At 40.2% G+C, this 17,822-nt stretch carries 16 protein-coding genes and 2 tRNA genes; 16 read left to right on the forward strand and 2 right to left on the reverse strand.

The genetic code is table 11. From position 1 onward, the window contains the following. Positions 1-150: 150 nt before the first annotated feature. The 11 genes from prfB (at position 151) to B4N75_RS01900 (ending at position 14,052) form a co-directional block, all read left to right on the forward strand. Positions 151-1,285 (forward strand): peptide chain release factor 2 gene (prfB, locus tag B4N75_RS01850; RefSeq protein WP_296668607.1). Its coding sequence is split into 2 segments (ribosomal slippage): positions 151-219 and positions 221-1,285, totalling 1,134 coding nucleotides; the frame shifts between segments, so codons are not numbered across the junction. Between the two features lie 39 nt (positions 1,286-1,324). Beyond that, entirely contained in the window at positions 1,325-2,920 is a 1,596-nt protein-coding gene (locus B4N75_RS01855; protein WP_296706466.1) for a hypothetical protein, read from the forward strand. A 31-nt stretch (positions 2,921-2,951) separates the two neighbouring features. After that, complete coding sequence (gene ftsY, locus B4N75_RS01860) at positions 2,952-3,821, forward strand: signal recognition particle-docking protein FtsY (RefSeq protein WP_296668611.1); 870 nt, start codon at positions 2,952-2,954, stop codon at positions 3,819-3,821. Positions 3,822-3,899: 78 nt separating this feature from the next. Beyond that, positions 3,900-5,003 carry a hypothetical protein gene (locus B4N75_RS01865; RefSeq protein ID WP_296668613.1) on the forward strand — a complete coding sequence of 368 codons (1,104 nt, stop codon included), beginning with the start codon at positions 3,900-3,902 and terminating at the stop codon, positions 5,001-5,003. After that, complete coding sequence (locus B4N75_RS01870) at positions 4,987-6,303, forward strand: ABC transporter permease (RefSeq protein ID WP_296022585.1); 1,317 nt, start codon at positions 4,987-4,989, stop codon at positions 6,301-6,303. The genes B4N75_RS01865 and B4N75_RS01870 overlap by 17 nt, the downstream gene beginning before the upstream one ends. Continuing rightward, positions 6,296-6,976, forward strand: a complete 681-nt coding sequence (locus B4N75_RS01875) for an ABC transporter ATP-binding protein (protein WP_296668617.1) — start codon at positions 6,296-6,298, stop codon at positions 6,974-6,976. Before B4N75_RS01870 ends, B4N75_RS01875 begins: the two co-directional genes overlap by 8 nt. A 25-nt stretch (positions 6,977-7,001) precedes the next feature. After that, the gene (locus B4N75_RS01880) at positions 7,002-8,315 is read left to right on the forward strand and encodes an ABC transporter permease (protein WP_296022587.1); all 1,314 of its coding nucleotides are present in this window, start codon (positions 7,002-7,004) and stop codon (positions 8,313-8,315) included. Between the two features lie 53 nt (positions 8,316-8,368). Next, on the forward strand, positions 8,369-8,872 hold the full coding sequence (locus B4N75_RS01885) for a UvrB/UvrC motif-containing protein (protein WP_296022588.1): 504 nt from the start codon (positions 8,369-8,371) through the stop codon (positions 8,870-8,872). Next, positions 8,865-9,989 (forward strand): hypothetical protein, encoded by a 1,125-nt coding sequence (locus B4N75_RS01890; RefSeq protein ID WP_296668622.1) that lies wholly within the window; start codon positions 8,865-8,867, stop codon positions 9,987-9,989. The genes B4N75_RS01885 and B4N75_RS01890 overlap by 8 nt, the downstream gene beginning before the upstream one ends. Beyond that, positions 9,986-12,565, forward strand: a complete 2,580-nt coding sequence (locus B4N75_RS01895; RefSeq protein WP_296706469.1) for an ATP-dependent Clp protease ATP-binding subunit — start codon at positions 9,986-9,988, stop codon at positions 12,563-12,565. Before B4N75_RS01890 ends, B4N75_RS01895 begins: the two co-directional genes overlap by 4 nt. 188 nt (positions 12,566-12,753) lie before the next feature. After that, positions 12,754-14,052: a valine--pyruvate transaminase gene (locus tag B4N75_RS01900; protein WP_296022590.1), complete on the forward strand. Its 1,299-nt coding sequence runs from the start codon at positions 12,754-12,756 to the stop codon at positions 14,050-14,052. Here the strand turns inward: B4N75_RS01900 and B4N75_RS01905 are convergent. Continuing rightward, the gene (locus tag B4N75_RS01905) at positions 14,045-15,454 is read right to left on the reverse strand and encodes a CCA tRNA nucleotidyltransferase (RefSeq protein WP_296668625.1); all 1,410 of its coding nucleotides are present in this window, start codon (positions 15,452-15,454) and stop codon (positions 14,045-14,047) included. The genes B4N75_RS01900 and B4N75_RS01905 overlap by 8 nt on opposite strands. 9 nt (positions 15,455-15,463) lie before the next feature. Further along, complete coding sequence (locus B4N75_RS01910; protein ID WP_296668627.1) at positions 15,464-15,883, reverse strand: hypothetical protein; 420 nt, start codon at positions 15,881-15,883, stop codon at positions 15,464-15,466. Between the two features lie 75 nt (positions 15,884-15,958). On the opposite strand from B4N75_RS01910, the gene B4N75_RS01915 reads away from it, so the two are divergent. From B4N75_RS01915 to B4N75_RS01935, 5 genes are all read left to right on the forward strand, one after another. Beyond that, complete coding sequence (locus B4N75_RS01915) at positions 15,959-16,777, forward strand: hypothetical protein (RefSeq protein ID WP_296668629.1); 819 nt, start codon at positions 15,959-15,961, stop codon at positions 16,775-16,777. A gap of 61 nt (positions 16,778-16,838) precedes the next feature. After that, positions 16,839-17,240 carry a chorismate mutase gene (gene aroH, locus B4N75_RS01920; protein WP_296706472.1) on the forward strand — a complete coding sequence of 134 codons (402 nt, stop codon included), beginning with the start codon at positions 16,839-16,841 and terminating at the stop codon, positions 17,238-17,240. Positions 17,241-17,351: 111 nt separating this feature from the next. Continuing rightward, positions 17,352-17,424 (forward strand) — tRNA-Thr (locus B4N75_RS01925). Between the two features lie 14 nt (positions 17,425-17,438). After that, positions 17,439-17,520: transfer RNA gene (locus B4N75_RS01930), tRNA-Tyr, on the forward strand. Positions 17,521-17,590: 70 nt separating this feature from the next. Next, positions 17,591-17,818, forward strand: coding sequence for a hypothetical protein (locus tag B4N75_RS01935; protein WP_296022595.1), 228 nt, complete (start codon positions 17,591-17,593; stop codon positions 17,816-17,818). The last annotated feature ends 4 nt before the right edge of the window (positions 17,819-17,822 follow it).

The following is a 17,822-nucleotide window of genomic DNA, read 5'->3' on the forward strand; positions in this document are numbered from 1 at the left end:
ACGTTTTTTGAATTGAATTTGGATTCATCATTGAAGCCAGTTTGACAAGAAAAAGCCTTTTGTTTATTCTTTAAAAGTTAAATTTTCTATTAAGTTATGTATTTTGGGCAGTTTTGTCTGGAAAAAATTGAACTGCTTTTGGAGATTAAAATGCTTGAAGAATTAAAGGAACCTATAGACAAGCTTAAAAATGACATTGACAGTGTCTGGGGGCGTCTTTGACCACGCTGCGATCGATAAAAAAATAAAAGACACCGAAGCCATGACCGCCGCTCCTGGTTTTTGGAACGATACCGAAAACGCGCAGCGCACCATGAACGAGCTAAAATACTTAAAAGGCCGTGTCGAGCCTTGGCGTGAGCTTATTGCACAGGCAGAAGAGCTTGAGACTCTTTACGACCTTGGAATTGAAGAAAAAGATCAGAGTGTCGAAGAAGAATTAAAGCCTCTTCTTGAATCTGCCCAGAAAAAATTTGAGGAGCTTTCGATTTTAAACCTTCTTTCCGGCGAAGTAGACAAAAACGGCTGCTTCTTGACTATTCACTCAGGAGCGGGCGGAACAGAAGCCTGCGACTGGGCTTATATGCTTAGCCGGATGTATATTCGGTGGGCGGAACGCAACGGTTTTAAAATGGAAACTGTCGATCTTCAGGAAGATGAAGGCGGAATAAAATCGACTACAATTCAGATTACCGGCGACTACGTTTATGGAAAATTAAAAGGCGAAGCTGGTGTACACCGTCTTATCCGCATTTCTCCGTTTGATGCAAATGCAAGAAGGCACACTTCGTTCAGCTCAGTTTTTATTTTCCCGATTCTCGATGATACGATTAAGGTTGATATTCGTCCGGAAGATTTGCGCGTTGACACATACCGCTCCGGAGGAAAAGGCGGCCAGCACGTAAACAAAACAGATTCTGCAGTCCGCTTCACGCACATTCCAACAGGTATTGTCGTAACATGCGATTCTGAACGCTCTCAGCTTATGAACCGCGCAACGGCAATGAGCATTTTGAAGGCAAAACTCTATCAATATTACAAAGAGCAGAAAGAAAAAGAAAATGCCAAATTCGGCGCAGAAAAAAAAGACATTTCCTGGGGAAATCAGATCCGCACTTATGTTTTCCAGCCGTACACAATGGTAAAAGATCACCGCACAAAATACGAATGTGGAAATATTCAGTCTGTAATGGACGGTGATATTGACCAGTTTATCGACGCGTTTTTGCAGGCTCAATGGAAAGGTCTTCCGGCTGGCACTGACGATTCTGACGAAAATATGTAGGAACTGCGCTTTTTTCAGGTTCATGCCGTGGATTTTGCCGTGGATAAGCTCATAAAGTTTTTTAAAAATTCAGTTTTTATTCTCGTTTTTTGCTGCCCGTTTTTTGCTTTTGCGGATGATTGGGTTTTGGCAGGGCAGAAGTTCACCTTTTCTCAAAAAGGAGTTGAAAATTCTTCGAATGCAAAGATTGCTTCGGTCTTGCCGCAGCTGATTCTTGAGCAGATTGCTGAAAATTCAATCCGCTCCGTTTCTTCCCAGGAACAGCTTGACCGCGAGCTTTACGCTCTTCAGACGGAACGGCTTTCCCTTTTTTTGCAGCTCTCAAAAGAAAACAAAACCCGCGATTCTCTGGTTCTTGCAAAGACAACCCCGCGGGAATTAAAAAAAGCGATTCGGGAAGAAGAAGAAAAAATTTCAGAGATTGAAAAGAAAATTGACGAAAATCTTTCGGCCGTGCAAAAAACAAAAGAAAAATATTCACGCCAGATTGCATTGGAAAATGGTGAAATTTTTGATGAAAAAAAGCGCGATGACAATTTTTTCGGAAAGCTTCCTTTTGCTTTTATGAAAAAAAAGGACGGCGAGGCTAAAAAAATAAATGAAACTGTTGTTCTTTATAAAAATGATCCGTCTTCGCTTTTCTCTCCTTCGGAAAAAGCCATGGAATTTGGAGAAAAAAGCTTTTCCTTTAACAGCGAAATTTCTGCCGCAAAAATCAATGCGCTTCTTACTGGAAAAATCGCGCTTTACGGTGAATATGTTTCTGTTTCGGTAAAACTTTATTTTTTTCCTGGAGCAGATTCTTCTTCAGAAATTACTGAAGTTGGAAATGCAAACGACCTTGTTTTGATTTCTCAGAACATTGCGCGAAATTTAATGCCGGAAATTGCAAATTCAGTTCCTGTAAAAATAAAAATTGAAATTGAACCTGAACAGGCTGCAAAGAGCGGAATTGTCAGCGTTGACGGAGTAATTGTTCCTTCAAAGGAGGAGGTTATTGTAAACGCTGGAGTTCATTCAATTACTGTTTCCGCAAACGGTTTTGAAAAGCAGACCGTAAATTACGCTTTTGCCGGCGAAGATTTTTTTACTGTAAAAACGACTTTAAGGCCTCTTGCAATGGGAAACCTTGAGCTTTGCCTAAAAAAAATGGCAAAAGGCGTTTTTTACTTTAACGCGCTCGATTCTTCTCCTGTCGATGAAGAGAACCGTTTTGCCTCATCGACTGTGAACGGACGCCCGGTTTTGGGAATTTTTGAAAATTCGGAGGGAGAAAGCGCATTCATCTATATTTCAGAAAAACTCGCTCAGGACGGAAATACTCTTTCTGTAAACGCAAAACCTTATGACAGGGAAAAGCATATCGACCGGCAAAGGCGGCGGATGTACACGGCGTATTCGGTCTTAATCTGTTCTTTAGTTCCAACTTTTTTTACGGTCGGAAATTTTACGGCGGTGAATAATTCTTATGCAGCCGGCCGGGCGAATTTTGACGAAGTAGAAAAATGGCAGAAATATTCGTACTATTCTATCGGAGTTTCGTGCACGGCAGGCGCATGGTTTGCTTTTGAAATGGTTCGCTATCTTTTTGCGGCGAATGAAGTTCTTCCTGCGCGCGCAGTTCAAAAAAAGTAAAAATTATTTATAATTATATTGGAGTCGAAAAATGTCAAAAATTACGTTTGCGCAAAAATTAAAAGGGCTTTTTTCCAAGGGCAAAATTGATGAGGATTTTTTTGAGGAGCTTACGGATTTGCTTGTCGAGGGCGATATTGGCGCAAAACTCGCATTTGAGCTTACTGGCAGTCTGGAAAAATTTTGCCGCCAAAATAAAATTTATGAGCAGAATGCCATTTTGGACGAGCTTGAAAGAATGCTTTGCGGTTTTGTAAACCGCGCCGATTTTGAAATTGACGACTCAAAAACCAGCATTTTTATGCTTTTGGGCGTAAACGGAGTTGGAAAAACAACGACAGCCGCGAAACTTGCAGGCTTTCTAAAAAATAACGGCAAAAAAGTGATTTTAGCCGCCGCAGATACTTTCCGCGCCGCCGCAGAAGAGCAGCTGGAAATGCACGGCCAAAAACTTGGAATTCGGGTTGTTTCGCATCAGCACGGAAGCGATCCCTCTGCCGTTGTCTTTGACGCGGCTCAAGCAGCACGGTCTAGCGGAGGAGCCGTTGTGCTTGCGGATACGGCCGGACGCCTTCACAACAAAGAAAATCTTGTCCGGGAATTGCAGAAAATCGACAGAATCGCATGCCAGAAAGCCGACGAAGGCTGCTGCAAAAAGATTCTCGTAATTGACGGAACCACAGGGCAAAATGCCGTTCGCCAGGCTGAAGTATTCAATGACGCTGTCGGGGTTGATGCTGTCATAATCACAAAATACGATTCAACTGCAAAAGGCGGAATGATTTTTGCAATCGGAAAAGAGCTTAATATTCCTGTCTGGTTTGTCTGCACAGGAGAAAAATATTCCGATATTCATCCTTTTGAAAAAAAATCTTATATCAAGGAATTTCTCGGCCGCTAAATGAAGTATTTTTTTGCCGTCATATTGAACTTTTATTTGATCTTTTCTCATTTTCCTCTGTCCGCTGAGCAAGATTTTTTGCCTGCGCAAAACGAAAAGACAGAAAATTCCGGTTTTGACAAAAAAGATGCGCAAAAAAAACAGGACGAACTTGAGTTAAACGAGGAATTTAGAACTTTCCTTTTTGAAATTGCAAAAAACGTTATTTTGCAGCAGGCTGACGGCGAAATTTTTGAGATTTCAAGGCAGTCCGTTCAGTTTTTGCTTCTTCCGGTCTGGAAAAATTCAACTTTTTCTTATCTTTACGAAGTCTTTTTTCCAGAAAAGGCCGGCGAAATAAGTTCTCAGGCAATAAAAAAATTTGAAGATGAAGAGGAAGCCGGAGACGGCGCTTCGGAAAATTTTGATTTGCTTTCGGTTCTTGACGGAAAAAGCGGCGGCGAGAAAAAAAATGCCGAAACTGAAGCTGTTTTAAACCGCCTTCATGACGGAAAATTGAGAAAAGCATCTTATGGAAACGAAAAAACAAGCATTTTTGAAAAAGATGGATTTACAGTTCTTCTGAATGCCGATGAAAAAACTGCGGTCAGGCGCACTTTTGATTCAAATTTTCATCTTGTAAAAAAAGAAACTTTCAGTTCGCCGCAAAACTTTGAAAAATTCTCAGCTGATTCCGAGACAAATTATTTTTATTCTGACGACGGAAAGCTTCTTAAAACCGAAGCCGAAAATTTTTCAAAAAAGACAAGGGTTTTAAAAACCTATAGGGATGACGGAAAAATAGAGGTCGAAACAAAAATTCACCTTGAAGAAGAAAATCCAGAAACAAAAAGCGTTTGCGTAAAAGACAGCGATAAAAAATGGGAATATGACGAAAAAGGCCGGATTAAAAAAATTATTTTAACTGAATATTTTCCTTCGAAAAACAAAAAAACAGAAAAAAAAGAGCATATTACACGTTTTGAATATGTTTTTGAGCAGACTCCGGACACTTATTTTTACGAAGACGGAAAACTGCGGATTCAGACGGTTTACGAGAATTCAACTGATTTTACAAAAACTTTTTTCTTTGACGGAGGTTTTTCTGTCGTGGAAAAATACATAACCGGAGAAAAAATTTCTGAAACAACTTACCTTGACGGCAGAGCGCTGCGGAGATTAAAAAATGAAAATAAAAAATAAAGCCGCTAATTTTTTCAATTCTTTAAGGTGGGTATTGTTTGTTTCGAGAAGATTCAGCCTTGTTGACAGAAAGGGAAGCTCAAAAGTCAATTCGGTACTTGCTTCTCTTGGAATTTGCTTCGGTGTGATGACCTTAATCACCGTAATTTCTGTCATGAACGGCTTTCAGATGAGTTTTATCGATTCAATTATGGAAATCAGCTCTTACCATATCCGTGTTAAAAACATTGATGAAAATTCTTCTGTGGATTTTATGATGGACTGTCAGAAATCTCCAGAAATTCGTTCAGTTTCTGCTTTTATGGAAGCGCAATCTCTTATGACCGGAAAAAACGGAAATCAGTCGGCGGCCCTTATCCGCGCAGTTCCTTCAAATTTGCCGGAAATTGATACGGGTTTTAAGAAAGAGGCAAAAATGTGGAGCGGAAAATTTGACTTGTCGGAAAGCGGCTCTATTGTGCTTGGCTCTGAGCTCGCCAGAAGGCTTGGCGTTCGCCCAGGAAATACAGTTGAGCTTTTTGCGCTTTCTGGCGGAAGCGATGTAAGCCTTATTTCTTCCGAGCGGGTTTTTACCGTAAAAGGGATTTTTCGTTGCGGCTATGCAGACATAAACGCTTCTTATGCTTTCGTAAACATTGAAGACGGAATTAAATATTTTGGAAAAGATTCTGAGCTTTTATACGGAATTAAACTTTTTAATACCAGCCTTGATTCAAAAATTTCCAGTCAGATTGAAGAAAAATTTGCCGGAGCAAAATGCGAATCCTGGAAAGAATTTAACCGCTCGTTCTTTGGAACTCTAAAAATCGAAAAAAATATGATTTTTCTTCTTGTCCTGATAATTTTTGTTGTCGTTGCAGTTAATATTTTCAACGGAATGAGACGCCGCGTCTTTGAAAGGCGGGAGGAAATTTCAGTTTTAATGGCATTTGGCGGTCAAAAAAATACAATTCAGGCAATTTTTATCATGCAGGGATTTTTGACAGGCTTAAAGGGAGCGGTTCCCGGACTTGTGCTCGGGCTTCTTCTGAGCGTAAAAATGTCCGGGATCTTTATTATTATGTCTAAAATCGTATACTGCATTCAGCTGTTTTTTCTCAATCTTTTTTCGCCGGAAAACGCCATTTTTTTGAGGGAAAATCCTATGTACATGATTTATGCGAATATTCCTCCGAGAATTTTTGCAGGCGAGGTCTTTTTTATTACGCTTTTTGGCATTTTTTCGGCGCTTTTTGCAAGCGCAAAGGCAAGCCGTGAAGTTCTTAATCTTACAGTTTCTGAGGTGATGAGAGATGAATAATTTTGCTGTTGAAATAAACGGACTTGAAAAAACTTATAAAACAGAAAGCGAGAGCCTTACGATTTTAAAAAATCTTGACCTTCGGATAGAAGAAGGCTCTAAAGTCGTTATAATCGGGGAAAGCGGAAGCGGAAAAAGCACATTTCTCAATATTGTCGGCGGCCTGGACAAAGCGACTTCTGGAAGCGTAAAGGTCGGCCCTTACGAAATTACTTCTCTTGATGAAAAACGCATTTCCGAATACCGCTCAGCTTATCTCGGCCTGATTTTTCAGTTCCATTATCTTTTAAAAGATTTTACAGCTCTCGAAAACGTATTTTTGCCGGCTTACATGGCAGGAATGAAAAAAAATGTTGCTGTAGAAAAGGCAAAATCGCTGCTTGCGGACGTCGGCCTTTTGGAAAGGGCTTCCCATCTTCCTTCCCAGCTTTCCGGCGGCGAGAGACAGAGAGTTGCAGTTGCGCGTGCCCTTATAAACGATCCAAAGCTAATACTTGCCGACGAGCCTACAGGAAACCTTGATCCTGCAAATGCCGTTATGATTGGAGAACTGCTTTTTTCAATGGCGGAAAAATATAAAAAGACACTGGTCCTTGTAACTCATGACATGGCACTGGCTTCAAAGGGCGACAAAATTTATTCAATAAAGGACGGAATGCTCAATGAAAAGTAGCGCGTCCATCTTATATGCTTACAGAATGCTTTTTCCTAGAACCGGCAAAAAGTCAAATGCCCGCAGAAGCCTTACAGGAGCGTTTTTATGCATTGCAATAAGCCTTGTTCCTCTTGTCATGATTCTGACAGTTTCCAACGGAATGATAAAGGGAATGACCAGCAGGATGATCGGCCTTTCAAGCTCCCATTTAAGCGTTATTCTTCATCCTGACATTGAAGAATCCCAGTCGCCTCAAAACCTTATCAAACTGTCTGAAAAAATGAACAAAATTGACGGAGTGACAAATGTCTTTCCAGAAATTCAGTCAATTGGACTTGCCGCCGGAAAAAAAATCCGGACAGGAGCTGCAATCCGCGCAGTCGAAAATGATATTTTTTCAAAAAACACCGCCTTTTCTGCGCTTTTTGAAATTGTAGAGAGTGTTTCTGGAATAAAAAAAGCGCCGGATATTCGCCTTGAAGAAGGGAAAAATGCCGTAATCGGAAAAAAAATTGCCGAAAGCCTTGATTTGCACGCAGGGGATGAGTTCAGGCTTATTACGACGAGAATTCTCCCTTCCAATAAAATTGTTCCGAAAATCACGAAATTCAGAATTTCAGCAATAGTTTCGAGCGGCTATCAGGAACTTGACGCGCTGTGGGTTTTTATTCCTCTGAATACAGGTTTTTCGATTCTTCCGCTTCGCTCAAGCCAGACGATGATTGGAATTGAAACTAAAGATGCTTTTTCTATTGAGCTTGATAAAATTTCTTCAAAAATTGAAAATCTTGCTCCTGCTTTTACGCGCGTTTACAGATGGGATGAGATAAATGCTTCTCAATACGAAAATTTTTCATCAACCCAGATTATGCTTCTTTTTATCATGCTTTTGATTGTCCTTGTTGCTTCGGTAAATATTTCAAGCGCGCTTGTCATGCTCGTGATGGAACGGAAAAAGGAAATTGCGATTCTAAAAAGTCTTGGCGCTTCTCCTTCTGGCATAACCTTTTCTTTTTTAATCACAGGCATGTCGACGGGTTTTATGGGAATTCTTGCAGGAATTCCTGCAGGGCTCCTATGCGCAGTAAATTTTGATTTGATTCTTGGCTGGATTGAAAATATCCTTACTTTTGTAAAAAAAGCGGCTTTTCTTGTTTCGGGGCACGATGTTTCGGCTGTTTCGCGTCTTCACATCCTTGATCCTGCGTTCTATCTCCAAAATATTCCGCTTTCAATTCCCTTAGTCCAGATTACAATAATTGCCTGCGGAACTCTTGTTCTTTCGCTTTTGGCAAGCGCAATTCCTGCAATAAAAGCAGGCCAGGAAAAACCGATTGAAAGTCTAAAGAAAATATAGGCAATTCCTTTTTTTTTATTTTTGAATTATACTTAGGCTTTGGTGTATTTTTAATGATTTGTGATTTTTGTAAAAAGCAGGATGCCGTAGTTTTTATAGAATTGAACGGTGACGGAGGAAAAAAGCACATAAACCTTTGCCGTGAATGTGCCGCAAAATCCGGAATTACAGGCGATCCAAAATCCATAACTTCGATATTCAAGGAACTGACCAGCATTTCCAGGCAGATTTCGGAAGCAGACAAAAAAGCCTGTCCTGTCTGCGGCACTAAGCTTGCCTTGATCAAGTCGTCAAAAAAAGCCGGCTGCCCTGAATGTTATTCAATTTTTAAAAATGAAATCAGGGAGCTTCTAGGAAAAGAGGGCATAAAAGGTTCTTATTCAGGAAGAATGCCAAAAAGGCTTGCTACTTTCCGTTCCGTTTTAACTGACAGAATTGCGCTTCAGGGAAAACTTGAAGAATCTCTCAAAAACGAGGATTACGAAAAAGCAGCTGTCTACCGCGATTATTTAAGGGCTCTGGAAAAATCCCCGGTAAATGGAAACGACGATGAGTGAGAAAAATATTTCTGAGAATGTTTCTGGTTGCGGAGAGTGGTATTCGATTCCAGGACTTTTGTCCGACGTTGTCTGTTCAACAAGAGTCCGTTTGGCAAGAAATCTGGCTGATTTTCCTTTTCCCGGTCATTTTAAGTCTGACGATTCGGTTCGTGTCCAGACTTTGATTTTTGACGCGTTTTTAAAAAGCGAAAAATCGGATTCGTATCAGGCGCTTGCCGTTGCAGGAATTGATCCTTTGAACGCAGGACTTTTGATTGAAAGGGGGCTTATTCAGCCTTCGACCTTGAATTCTCCGGGCGGCGGTCTTGTAATGCGCATAAACGGAAAAAAAGCAAATTCCGGTCTTGTCTGCACGATTAACGATGAAGACCATGTCCGCATAAGCTGCTTTTGTTCGGGGCTTGACTGCGATACAGCTTTTAAAAATTGTCTGGAAGTTGATGAGCTTTTGCAAAAAAGCCTTCAGTTTGCGGCTAGCTACGATTTTGGCTACCTTACGGCAAATATAAAGGATTGCGGAAGCGGAATGAAACTTTCTGCGCGTGTCCATCTGCCGGCAATGGCATTTTTGGGCGAAATAGGCCCGTTTTTTGAGTCAATTGTTTCCAAGGGCGTTATTGCAGGCCCTGCTTTTTCTTCTTTTGTAAAGGCAGGAGCAGGAATTGGAAATTTTTATCAGTTAAGTTCAAATCAAGCTGGAACTGGAAGCGAACTTGAGCAGCTTATAAATTTTACCGCTGTTTTAAAGCAAACTGTCGAACTTGAGCGAAAATGCCGCGAATCAATAATAAAAAAACGGGCTACGGAAATAACCGACAGAATCGTAAAGGGATTTTCCGTTGCAAAGTTTTCGCTTTTGATTGATTTGAGAGAGGCCCTGATGATTATTTCCGACATAAAGCTTGGAAAAGACATCGGACTGTTAAAAGGAGTTGATGATATTTCCTTAACTCCGCTTATATATCGCGTGCAGGAATCGCATTTAAAGACTGTGCTCAAGAGCGGAAATTTTAACTTTCCGCCTGATATTTCTGACAATACAGAAAAACAGACAGAACGGCTTCGAGCCCTGGTTATTCAGGATACATTTGAAAAATTGGAATTGATAAAATGATGAATATGAAAAGAATTTCTCCACGACTTCAAAAAGTTTTTATTGCGGCCCAGGAAGAAGGCAGAAAATGCGGCTCAAGCGAGCTTATGCCTGAACATATTCTTCTTGCGCTTTTAAAGTCCGCCGACGGACTTGGATATATAATGCTTCAGGATTTGAGGATAAACGTCTTAACATTGCAATTGGCGGTTGAGCAGGCGGTTGTTCCTCGTCCAGGCGCCGCAAGTCTTTCAGAGCTTCCGCCTTCGCGCAGGCTCCGTACTGTCATGGACATTGCCGCCCTCGAATCAAATTCGCTTAGAAATGATTATATTGGAACAGAGCATTTTATGATTGCGTCATCTCGCGAAGAAAACAGCGTTGCCAGCAATTTTTTTGCACGCGCTGAACTTAACATAAACGATATTCGCGAAGCGGCAAGGGTTGTCCAGTTTCATTTTCATTCAAGCGCACAAATGAACGGAGACACTCTGGGAAGCACATTGCAGCGTCTTGTAGATGATGCAAAAAAAGAAACAATTTCCCAGTTTGCTTTCGGTTCTGCCCAGAACGCTCAAAAACGCGGTCAAAAAAACGGTTCTTTTCTTGCAGAATTTGCACGGGATTTAACGCAGCTGTCGCGGGAAAATAAACTTGATCCTGTTGTTGGAAGAAAAAAAGAAGTTGAAAGGCTTGTTCAGATTTTAAGCCGCCGCACAAAAAACAATCCTGTCCTTGTAGGAGAGCCTGGAGTCGGAAAAACTGCTGTTATCGAAGGTCTTGCTGCAAAAATTGCAAAAGGAGAAGTTCCTTTCAATCTCATAAAAAAGCGGCTTTTGGCTTTGGATATGGTCGCTGTAGTTGCTGGAACTAAATTCCGCGGTGATTTTGAGGAAAGAATGAAAAGAATCATGAAAGAAATAAAAGAGGATGGAAATATCATTCTTTTTATCGACGAGCTTCATTCAATAATCGGCGCTGGCGGTTCTGAAGGAGGAATGGACGCTTCGAATATTTTAAAACCGGCATTGAGCCGCGGCGAAATTCAAATTGTCGGCGCAACTACGACAAAAGAATACCGCAAATACTTTGAAAAAGATTCAGCCCTCGAGCGCAGGTTTCAGATTGTAAAAGTTGATGAGCCTTCTGTATCTGATACGATTGAAATTCTGAACGGATTAAAGCAAAAATACGAAGATTTTCATGGCGTTGTTTATGACGATGGCGTAATTCCTGCAATTGTAAAATTTTCCGAGCGTTATATTCCTGAAAGATTTTTGCCGGACAAGGCGATTGATATTCTTGATGAAGCCGGAAGCGCAAAAAAAATTTCAGGAGAAAGCAGGCCTGTAGAACTTGCTGAGCTTGAAAAGGCGATTGATGAATTGTCTACCGAAAAAAAAGAACTTGTCGCAAAACAAAATTACGAAAAGGCAGCGGAAGTCCGTGATAAAGTAAAGAATTTAAGGCTTAAACTAGAAGAATTTTCAGAGCTCTGGCAGAGCAACTCCTGCGGTCTAAAAAAACACGTTGCTGTTGACGACATTTGCAAAATAATTGCTTCGATAACAGGAATTCCTCTTGAGCAGCTAGACTCAAACGAAGCCGGCCGTCTTTTAAAAATGGAGGATCATCTTCACAAAAATGTAATCGGACAGGACGAAGCGATAAAAGTCTTAAGTTCTGCAATCCGCAGAAGCAGGGCAGGCGTAAGTTCTCCAGACAGGCCTTTGGGTTCATTCATTTTTCTTGGACCTACAGGCGTCGGAAAAACTCAGCTCGCAAAATCTTTGGCAGAATTTCTGTTCGGCTCAAAAGACGCGCTTATCAGAATCGATATGTCGGACTATATGGAAAAGCACAATGCAAGCCGTTTAGTTGGAGCGCCTCCAGGATATGCCGGCTTTGACGAAGGTGGAATTTTAACGGAAAAGGTTCGGCGTCAACCGTACAGCGTTGTTCTTCTCGACGAAATTGAAAAAGCTCATCCGGATATTTTTAACCTTCTGCTGCAGCTTCTCGAAGAAGGAGAGCTGAGCGACAATCTTGGACACACGGTAAATTTCAGAAACACGGTTATTATTATGACAGGAAACGCAGGCGCTAGACAGATAAATTCTGAGCACAGGCTTGGATTTAATTCATCTCCAGACGGAATTTTGCCATATAACGAGATTAAGGCGAACGCCCTTGAAGAATTAAAACGAATTATGCGCCCTGAGCTTCTGAATCGTGTTGACGATGTTGTTGTTTTTGATGCGCTGAACAAAGAGCAAATTTCGAAAATTCTCGATCTTCAGATTGAGGAGCTTGAAACCCGGCTTTCTGACAAAAATTTGACGCTTACGATAAAGCCAAAGGCCAGAAACTACCTTGTAGAACACGGCTACGATGCAAACCTCGGAGCACGTCCAATGCGCCGTCTTATCCAAAGCGAAATTGAAGAGCAGCTTTCGATACTCATTTTGGAAGGAAAGGCTACAGAAAACAAGAAAATAACTGTGGATTTTTCAAAAGATAAGCTTATTGTAAAAATTGAAAACCCGCAGAAAAAACTAGAAATAAAAAAAATAAAACAAAAAGTAGGAGCACAATAATTTTTGTGCAGAATAAAAAAAAAGGAATGTAAGATAAAAACAGCCGAAAATGGCGTCTGTTTTTATCTTTAAAAGTTTGCGTTGCAAACTTTCTTATCATCTTTTGTTTCTCACTTTAGTTGCGAAACAACTTAAAAAGTCAATTCTAAAACTGAAGTTTTAACCTTGACTTTTTTATGGAAATAAAAATGAATTTCAGTGATTTTGGTAAAAAACTTTGCAGCCAGTCAGGAATACTGCAATTGATGGACGACATAGGCAGGCCGCTTCCAAAAAACGTAAAACCATACAGGCTTGGCGGCGGAAATCCCGCTATGATTCCGGAAATTTCTGCAATGTACAGGCAGGAAATGCAAAAAATAATGAACAACGGCGATGAATTTGAAAAACTTATCGGGCTTTATGACAGTCCTCAGGGAAGAATGTCCTTTATCGAAACAGTCGCCGAATATCTTTCTAAAACTTACGGCTGGAAAATAGGACCGGAAAATGTTGCGATTTCCAACGGAAGCCAGAGCGCCTGTTTTTATCTTTTTAACCTTTTGGCAGGAACTTTCAGCTCTGACGGTTCTAAAAATAGAAAAAAAATTGTATTTCCGCTTGCTCCGGAATATATCGGTTACGCGGATCAGGGAATCGAAAAAGAAATGTTTGTTTCAATTCCGTCAACATGGAAAGAAGAGGCCGATCATACTTTTAAGTACCATGTAAATTTTGAGCTTCTTGAAGAATATATGAAAAAAAACTCTCAGGTTGGAGCAATCTGCGTAACACGGCCGACAAATCCCTCAGGAAATGTTCTTACAGATTCTGAAATTACCAGGCTTTCTAAAATTGCGAAGCAATATTCAATTCCGCTCATAATCGACAACGCATACGGACTTCCATGGCCGAACATTATTTTTACAAGCGATGCAAGCCCGTATTATGACGACAATGTTGTTTTGAGCATGAGTTTGAGCAAGATTGGCCTGCCTTCGCTTCGTACTGGAATTATAATCGCTCCTGCCGAAATCGTAACGGCAATCGGAAACATGAACGCAATCGCAGCCCTTGCTTCTGGGTCTTTTGGACAGGCTTTGGCAGAAAATCTCATAAAAACAGGCGCCCTTGTTGAAAAAGCAAAGAATTTTGTCCGCCCGTATTATGAAAACAAGGCAAAAAAGGCAGCTCAGGCTTTCCACAAATATTTTGCCGGAACAGACTATGCCGTTCACAAAAGCGAAGGCTCCATTTTTCAGTGGCTGCTTTTAAAAGGGCTTTCAATTCCTACAATGCAGTTCTATTCTGAATTAAAAAAGAAAGGCGTAATCGTTGTTCCGGGAGAGTATTTTTTCTTTGGAGACGACACAGAGCACGGACTTCCGCCAGTCTGCGAACATCCTCACTTCAATAAATGTCTTCGCATAAATTACGCAGGAGACGAGGATGAAGTTGATGAAGGCATCAGGATAATCGCCGAAACTTACCGGAAATTTTCTAAATAGACGTCTTTTCGTTGAGCTTTTCGGCAACAGCCAGAAGTTTTTCACGGTCGTTCATTGACGGATCATCAAGAACGGCCTGGAAAAGTTCATTTAAAATCAAGCCAAGTTTTTTTCCAGGCTGAATTCCTCTTTCAATAAGGTCTTTTCCGTTCACTTTTAGATCTTTCAAGCTCAAAGCCGAGTGTTCATCCTCGATTTTTTTAATCCGCTCTTTTAGTTCAAGAATGTTTTGAATTACGGGGTCGCCGGGTTCTGCCTTTTCGCAATTTTTGCCATAGTTGTCGGCAAGCCTGAGTTCAAAAAGGTCGTCAAGATAGCCTTTTCCCACTCTAACCAAAAAACGGCGCACAGAAGAATCTTTCCATTCCGGCTCATAATAAAACATATGCTCGCGAATCAGGTGGCAGACTCTTTCGATTTCGGCATTTGAAAATTTTAACCTTGCAAGGACTTTTTCCGCAATTTCCGCCGAATAAATTTCGTGTTTCCAAAAATGAATTATTTCAATTTTTTCTTTCGTCACAGGATTTTCTTCAAAACTTACAGTTCTTGCCCTTACTTTTCCTACATCATGAAAAAGGGCTGCAATTCTGACAATATAATTGTCTTTTGGAGCGCCATCGCACGAAAAAATATTGTGATCAAGAACATCAAACTGATGAAACCCCCGCGCGTCTGCCTGCGTAACACCGCGGCCTTCTGCAAGCTCCGGAATAAAAAGCTTTAAAATTCCTGTCTGTTCCATAAGTTTTAGGCCGACAGACGGAAGAGGACTTTTTAAAATCTTCAAAAATTCGTCGCGGAAACGTTCCATCGAAATTGAATTGATTTTTTTCTGAACTTCGCAATTGGAAATTTCTAAAAATGTAGAGGTTTCTATGCAAAAATCCAGCTGGCTTGCAAACCTAAGCGCCCGCACAGGACGCAGGCCGTCTTCCATAAAGCGTTCATGCGGATTTCCGACTGTTCTGATTGTTCTGTTTTTTATGTCAAGCTGGCCGCCAAACGGATCGACCAAATGTCCGTCGTCAAGGCTTGCCGCGATTGCGTTCATTGTAAAATCCCTGCGGCTCAAATCGTCATCAATCGACTCAGCAAAGACCACCTTGTCAGGATGCCGTCCGTCAGAATATCCCTGGTCGGCTCTGTATGTTGTAACTTCGATTTCTTTTTTCATAAAATGAACTGTTACAGTACCATGCTTTATTCCTGTCGGAATTACGTGACGAAAAAGTTTTATTACATCTTGCGGATGTGCATTTGTCGTCAAATCCCAGTCGCTCGCGCTTTTGTTAAGAAGAATGTCGCGCACAGCGCCACCAACTAAAAACGCTTCAAAACCAGCTTCTTTAAAAATCGAATTCATTTTTTTGAGTTCATAGGGAATCTGAATTTTTTTCATATTTTAATCTCACTTTTTCACAAGTCCGCCCGAAAGAATTTCTATCGAATTTGAAGCAAGGCAGATAAAAACCGCCAGAATAAAAAATACAATAAAAATTATAAGGTGAACATAAAAATAGATTTTTTTAGTCGAAATAATGTAAAAAATGCACTCAAGGCAGGCTGCAAGGGCAAAAAATCCTGTCCCGATTGAAGCGCAGCATATAGAAAAAAGAATGAGATTTAAATTCTCATCAAGAAAATTCTGAATATTTCCCGAAAAAAAGAGCACAATCTGAGAAACAAGGACGCAGCTAAAAAAAATAAATGCGCGGCGCGTAAGAGAAAGAAGCAGCGGCAATCTGCGGAAAACTGTAAAATATCTGAGATTTTTCCATTTCGGCTGAGCTTTTCGGAGTTTTTTATTGTCTGACAGTTCTTTTTCCATGCTTGCTAACTGCTTTGGTTTCGTTATAAAATCATCTCTAATCTATAAAATAAATTATACAGAAAAAGGGCTGGTATGAAAAAGGGTTTTATAAGCTTTATAATAATTCTTTTATTTGCGGGATTTGTTTTTTATCTCGGTTTTGTAAGTTTTAGGGTTCCTGTCGGGAAATACGGTGTAATGACGTCAAAAACTTCCGGCGTGTATCAAAAAATCATAGAAAATGAAAAATTTTGCTGGCGATGGGAAAAAGTCATCCCAAAAAACGCTGAAATTTATGTTTTTGAAAAAAAATCCTGTGTCTTTGAGCAGTCGTTTTCAGGAGAACTGCCTTCAGGAAAAATTTATTCAAGCCTTGTTAAGGGCGAGCCTGATTTTTCCTATTCATTTGACTTTGAAATTTTTCTTTCTGTAAAACCGGAAAATCTTATAAAACTTGTGGCTGCGCAGAATTTAACAGGGCAAAAGTCGCTTGAAGAATATCTTCAAAAAATTTCTGCAAAAATTTCACAGGAATTGAGCCAGTACATTATAAAAATGAATGAAAACACAGTGATCGCTTCTTACAATGTGCCGGAAATTATCGAAAATCTTAATCTGAACAACAAATATGATTCTGTGACAGTCGATGAAATTCTTATAAAAAAGGCTTCTGTCCCTGACTTAAATCTCTATAACCTGGCAAAAGAATCTTATAAAAAGCTTCAGTCTGAAATTGATGCAAATCTGGCCGAATACGCAAAACAGCATGCTCAAAAAATCATCGAAAATGAAAATTCAGTAAAAAAACTTTCAAAAATCGGCGAAATGCTTAAGCAGTATCCGGAACTCAATTCGCTTCTTTCAAATGCAAGCGCGTCAGAAGTATTGAAAGCGCTGAATGATTTAAAATAAAAAAAACGCAGGCAAAAACAGACGAACCACCGTTTGTTTCTACGTATAAGGATAATTAAAAATGAATTTGTTTTTTAGCAAGAAATTAAGGCTTTTTGGAATTCGCGGCGCAACTGGCTGCGAAAATACTAAAGAATCAATTGCAAAAAATGTCGTCGAAATGTGCTCAAAACTTTTTTCAGAAAATAAGGTTTTGCCAGAAAATATCGTTTCTATTCAATTTACTTCGACAAATGACTTAACAGCAATGAATCCTGCCGCGGCGTTGAGGCGCGGAGAAAACTGCGGCATTGACGTTTCTAATGTACCTTTGTTTTGCAGCCAGGAACCAGAAATTGAAGGCAGCCCTGAAAAAATGATCCGCATCCTCGTTACTGCGTATCTCGGTTCAAACTCAAAGATAAAACCTGTTTATATAAACGGCGGAGAAAAGCTCCGTCCGGACTTTGCAAAAAAAATTTAAAAAACTTTTAAAAAAATTATAAAAAGACTATTGACAGTTTTTTTTCAGTTTGCTAATATATAAACACATCGCAGGGGTAACTAAGTAACTCAAGCGAAAAAAAATAAAAATGCTGCCTTAGCTCAGTTGGTAGAGCACGTGATTTGTAATCTCGGGGTCGAGGGTCCGAGTCCTTCAGGCAGCTTTTTTTTTATTAAAGGGGAGTTTCCCGAGTGGTCAAAGGGGACAGACTGTAAATCTGCTGCCTAGTGCTTCGTAGGTTCGAATCCTTCACTCCCCAGAATTTTGAGCCTTAAGTTAAATCTTAAGGCTTTTTTATTGTATTTTTTGTCCTTGCACAGGAAAATAAAATGTCTTTGTCAGAAAACAATTCTGAAAATAAAATTCCTCCTGAAAATTCCGGTTCATTTGAATATAATTTTAGTGGCAGGGAAGTAAAACTTCTTGCCAGATTTTTAAGAAAAAATCAGCCGCAAATTCCATCCGGACTTGAAAATTTTTCCAGAAAAGTTGAGCTGTATATTTACAGCCTTATGTCGATTGACGAAGTTGAAAAATTTTTTAGCGCCGAAGACTGATTTT

The organism is Treponema sp. UBA7570 (assembly GCA_002477955.1).
In the GTDB taxonomy this organism is placed as follows: domain Bacteria; phylum Spirochaetota; class Spirochaetia; order Treponematales; family Treponemataceae; genus Treponema_D.